We start from the raw sequence: 5,516 nt of genomic DNA on the forward strand, positions 1-5,516 counted from the left end.
AGAGCCGTATGATGGGAGACTATCACGTACGGTTCTGTGAGAGGCTCGGGGCGAAATTCCCCTTGCCTACTCGACACTAGACCGTTGTATGCCATGCGAAAAAGAGCTATTTTTTGCCACCGCTCGACAGAATATGAATGAAGGATGAAAAAATACTCAGCAAACTATTCACATAGCAACCATAATTTTGTTATTCAGAACCTAAAAGGGGAACGAATTAGCAATGAGTATCTACCTGCAATCTGTATATTAAAGAACATTCTACAGAGAGGAAAGCCAACACTTCTATCAGCTTACTTACAAGAGGAATTAGGCCAAATTCATAGAGCAGATGATTTTAAACACGCTTATCCACTAATTGATAAAGAACAACCTAATTGGGAAAGAATTATAAGAGGAGATGAGAAAGGTAATTATTACCCTGCTAAAAAATTCTTTGAAGAACTAATCCCAAAACATTTAGGAGAATATCAGTTTATACAACAACTGATAATTCCTGAAATTCCAATAAACGAAATTACTCAGGTTGATGTTGACGAGTATGCAAATCAACAAGTTGATTTCTATCTACCCCAAGCATATTTAATAATTGAAATAGATGGTTCTCAACATGAGAACAATAAGCAGAAGGATGCTATTCGTGATTTCCATACTGCTAAATATGGAATTCAAACGGTAAGAATAAAAATCGTTGATTTAGAATCTGAAAGTGATGTCTTCTTTCAGAAAATTGCTGAAATAAAAGACCGAATTGATAAAGTTAAGTCAAAACAAGAAACTCGAAAAGAGAAAGACGCAACGTTCATTTCTCTATCAGATTATCAATCGGCTTATGTAAATGGCATTGATTTTGGAGACTCTAATTACAAAGCAACTGCAATCATTCGATTTCAATTGTTGATTTTAGAATTACTTGAGAAAGGCTTACTAAACTTAGCAACGGATTGGAATTTTGAAATTCTGCAAAGAGACATTTCAGGCTTTGAGAAAATCGTTTTTGATGATTTAATGGTTTGGTTCACTCATATTTTCCAACTGCATAAGATAAAATTTGAGAAGCCGAAAATTTACATATCTCACGTTAACTCTGTTAGTGAATTTTCTAAAGATAAATCAATCAAAATTGATTTCAGTCTTACCAAAAGATACACAGATGAATTTCAGATAAACTCGAATGTCATTTATGTTAGAACAGATTATTTAGATGAGTTCCTATTTTTCAAAAAGGGTGATTCGAGAGATAATCTAAAATTTAGCTCATTTGAGCCTTATGATTATTTCAAGATTTCAGCTACAGATACTATAAAGTATAAATTGAAATTTGGGATTAAGGAAGCAGATGAAAACTCACTTCTATTTCTTGTTTGGAATATTTTCTTGCAAAATGATGAAAGCCTTGATTTTAAAACTTTAAGATTTCGAGAAGGTCAATTACCGATTATAGCAAACGCATTATCAAAAAATGACACGATAGGATTGCTTCCAACAGGTAGTGGTAAATCAGTTTGTTATCAACTTTCTGCAATTCTACAACCTGCAATTAGTTTTGTGGTCTGCCCTATCAAATCTTTGATGTATGACCAAAAAGCAGATTTAGATTCAGCCTACTTTACAAGAATCAATCATATAACAAGTGATGATGATGGGGAAGACAAAGAAAAAATTCAAAACGAATTTGGGCAAGGTAAATATTTCTTCATTTTTATATCACCAGAACGATTTCAGCTCAAAACTTTTCGCCATTATTTTAGTGCTGTAAATAAGGAATTCAATATTGCATATGCAGTAATTGATGAAGTTCATTGTCTTTCAGAATGGGGACACGACTTTAGAACTTCCTACTTGAACTTATCCAATGCGATTCAAAGGCATACAACAGATTTTAATTGGCTTGGATTAACTGCAACTGCCTCAATTAATGTTTTGAAAAACATTCAAATTGAATTTGGTATAAAACAAGAAGACGTAAAAACTCCAGTTGACTACTCAAGAAAAGAATTGGAATTCATTGTAATTGATGATGAAAACAATAAACCTAATGTAATCAACACTCAGCTCGAAATATTAAAGGAAGAAATTGGTGCATTGACAGAAGACGGAAGAGATTCAAAATGTGGAATAGTCTTCACCCCTACTGTAAACGGAAAAAACGGGTGTTATCCATTATCTCTAAAATTGAGTGAACATTTCCAAACAAACATAAAATACTATTCAGGCTCTGTTCCCAAAGTTGAGCAAAGACCTATAATGGGAGATAAAGAATTTGATGAATACAAAAAATCCGTTCAAAAAGAATTCAAGAATAATGAATTCTCCTTGTTGACCGCAACAAAAGCTTTTGGAATGGGTGTAAACAAAGGAAACATTCATTATACTTTTCATTATGGCATACCAGGTTCAATGGAGTCATTATACCAAGAAGCGGGAAGAGCAGGAAGAGATAAAACAAAATTTAAGTCGAGCAAAGCTAAGTGCTTCGTACTTCTATCTAAATCAAATGATGATTCTGTATTATCCCAAATATGGGATAGAGATACTACCTTAACAAAGGTTAATGAATTACAGGGACATACCAGAGGAGATATTAATACAAATTTATTTTTATTCTCACTTGGCTTAGATGTTATTAAAGATGAATTTGAAGTAATCAAGAAGCTATTTACAACATTCGCTTTTTCAAATAAGAAGGACATTCGTGTCAAAGGGAATGACATTGGAACTAATAAAGCAAAGACTGAAAAGGCGATTTATAGATTAAGCCAACTTGGTGTTATTGAAGATTGGACTATTAATGATTTTTTTAGAGGCGGTTCTTTTAATGTCGATTTTGCTGAATTTTCAGAAGAGTCAATAAAAGAATCATTGCTCTTTACAATCAAGGAATATGATAAAGAATTTTCTTTTAATACAATTTTAATTGATGAAAAATACAGCACCTATAAGAAGATATTAAATGCTCCTATCAACTATTCTCTAATCGACAAGTATATTCTTATTCTGCTACAATGGTCGTATGATAATTTCGCCTACAACCGCAGACAATCACTCAAGAATATTTACGAGAACTGTTGTGACTTTGCAAACGGAGATATTACAAGTTCCGAATTCAAAGTTAGGCTTGAAAACTACTTCAAATTCACTCAAAAAAGCTACGTACTCCAGCATATTGCTGAAAATCCAAAAGATTTCGAAAAATGGTTTGAGGTATTCTATCAAATTGATAAAAACATAGTAACGAATACTTTTATAATAAGACGACAACAAGAAAGCTTAAGAGATAATTTAAGTCGATTTTTAGAAAGCTATATGCATAATACAGGCTTAGACCTAATTAGTGGTCTTGTGCGGTTACTTCTTGATGATTATGGAAATTCAGATGGACGAGATAGGCTTGAAACTTCATTGGAACAAATACAACATTATGAATCTGCGGATAAAGAATTTATTGTGGAGCAAATTCTTAAAATTGGTCAAGAATTGAGCAACAATAACAAAAGTTATTTAGCCGAATCACTTTATAAGTTCTTCAATTCACAAGAGTTTCTACTTAGAATTTCAAAATCATTAGGTGATTCATTTTCAATGTCAACCCTTGTTGAACAGGCAAATAATAGATTAAAAACAATTAACGAGAAAATATATGGCGGATTTAGAAAAATTGGATAACGCTATCAAAGAACTCGAAATACAATCGAATGATTTGAAAGACTTTAATAAGGTGTACTCAGAAATTGGAAAACTAAAAGAAGGTATTTCTAATAGTCTATCCCTTCTTAAAGAAAATAATGATGGTTTCAGTACAATTTCAACTGAAGTAAAGTCCAGATTAGAAGAGTCAAAAAAACAGGTTGAAAGCCTTGAAAGTGAACTACTGAAAAAGATTCAGGAACTTTACCAAGACAACAAGAATTTTCAAAAGGAATTAGACGCTTCACTGATTACTCGACTTGACAAACATAAGTCCGATATTCAAGTAGAGGTTAGGAATGAAGGGACTCAAATACAAAGAGGTTTTGAAACTACTTTAAATTCGAATTTCAATTCAATGGAATCAAAATTAAAGGAACTTTTTGATGTCCAGTCTAAGCAGTTGAATATGTTAAAAATTCTAATGTTTGTGACCATTGGAATTGGAATCGGGTTAGCAATTGGCCTTTATCTTAAATAGCCAACGCATAAAGCCATACAGATTGCCAACTCTACTGAAAAAGAAGCACGGGCATACAACATTTACGCTACAATGATGCGATTAAGGCTTGGTTTATTGTAGTCTTAATCGATAGGAATTGGACTCAGTCTTCAGTAGCCTTCTGGTATAGTGATTAGATAGGTTTTGTTGGGTGATTCAGGGAATCAGGTATCAGTATAAATATTAATAAGTTGAAGAACTGATTCTCAAACAGCACTTTAAGTACTTGTCTAGTTGTTTTTTGATAGGTGGTCCTCGCTTTGCGGCGATTAGCTTGGTTTTAATAAGCATTTCATTTCCACAGCAGCGGCACCTTTTAAGATTATAATTGAGTTTTTCCTTGGCAATTTGTATCCACGAGTATATAGATCTTTGTTCTAGATGCCAAGAAACCATAATGGAGTATTCTAACTGAGCCTGTCCAAGTCAGCCGGATCTGGTTTAACTTGTTGAAATTACATGTTTTAGTGATTGTTGAATCAATTAAAGTTGAAAACTTTCCTTATTTTGGGTCTAAGTTTCCCTTCGCTAAACTTAGGCCAGCGAGGGACCAGGTACGGCTGATGGTTTTATTTTCATTGCAATAATGAGTACAAGCGCCGAACTTTTGGGAAGTTGGTTTTAGGAGGTTAAGAAAGTGGACAATGAAAAAGTTAATTAAAATAATATTTAGTTTTCCATTTGATATTATTTGGATGTCTTTGCTATTTATGTGGCTAATGCCCTTTGGTACTTTCGATTATTCGGCGTTAAATTTTTATCTGTGCATACTCCTGTCAATCCTTATTGCAGTAATTACTAGGGCCTTGTTAAAGAAATACCAAAAGGATTATATGGGTAAGGTAAAGTGAATAATGCAAGAGCCATAATTATTCTGTTAGTCACAGAATAATTTTTCAATGGAGGATGGTCAGTGTAGATTGTAATGTATTTATTATTGAATTTTTAATGCAATCGCAATTCGAGGGGTGCGGTGGGAATGCCAAAACTACGAGCCGGGGTTGGGCCTTGTTTTAGTAGTTTTCTTTTGGCTAGATTTTTCTTTGGTTCGTTTCTTTTCATTAATGCCTGCCCTGAAGCGTAGCAACTCAGGGCCTGTCCTGAAGCGAAGTAACTCAGGAGAAAAGAAATGAACGTTTAAAAGCCAGTTAATTGTATAAATATAAAAAGTAGCTCTAGATATTAAAGTATTTCTGTTTCTACTATACCAACTCATTGATTATGACCGTTGTTACTTTTTTGCTGCAGGTTGGCTATTTCGGTCTGACCATGCCAGTGATTTCGGTCAAACCGTGCCACTAAGAAAGATCATTTAAAGTAGGTTAAT

Annotated in this window: 2 protein-coding genes; both read left to right on the plus strand. The window is 33.4% G+C overall.

The annotated features are described in order from the left end of the window. Positions 1-144: 144 nt before the first annotated feature. Positions 145-3,666 carry a DEAD/DEAH box helicase gene (locus tag Q4534_RS23880; protein ID WP_303615678.1) on the plus strand — a complete coding sequence of 1,174 codons (3,522 nt, stop codon included), beginning with the start codon at positions 145-147 and terminating at the stop codon, positions 3,664-3,666. Beyond that, complete coding sequence (locus Q4534_RS23885; RefSeq protein WP_303615679.1) at positions 3,641-4,168, plus strand: hypothetical protein; 528 nt, start codon at positions 3,641-3,643, stop codon at positions 4,166-4,168. Before Q4534_RS23880 ends, Q4534_RS23885 begins: the two co-directional genes overlap by 26 nt. The last annotated feature ends 1,348 nt before the right edge of the window (positions 4,169-5,516 follow it).

Origin of the sequence: Cyclobacterium sp. 1_MG-2023, assembly GCF_030546805.1 — a bacterium.
Lineage (GTDB): Bacteria > Bacteroidota > Bacteroidia > Cytophagales > Cyclobacteriaceae > Cyclobacterium.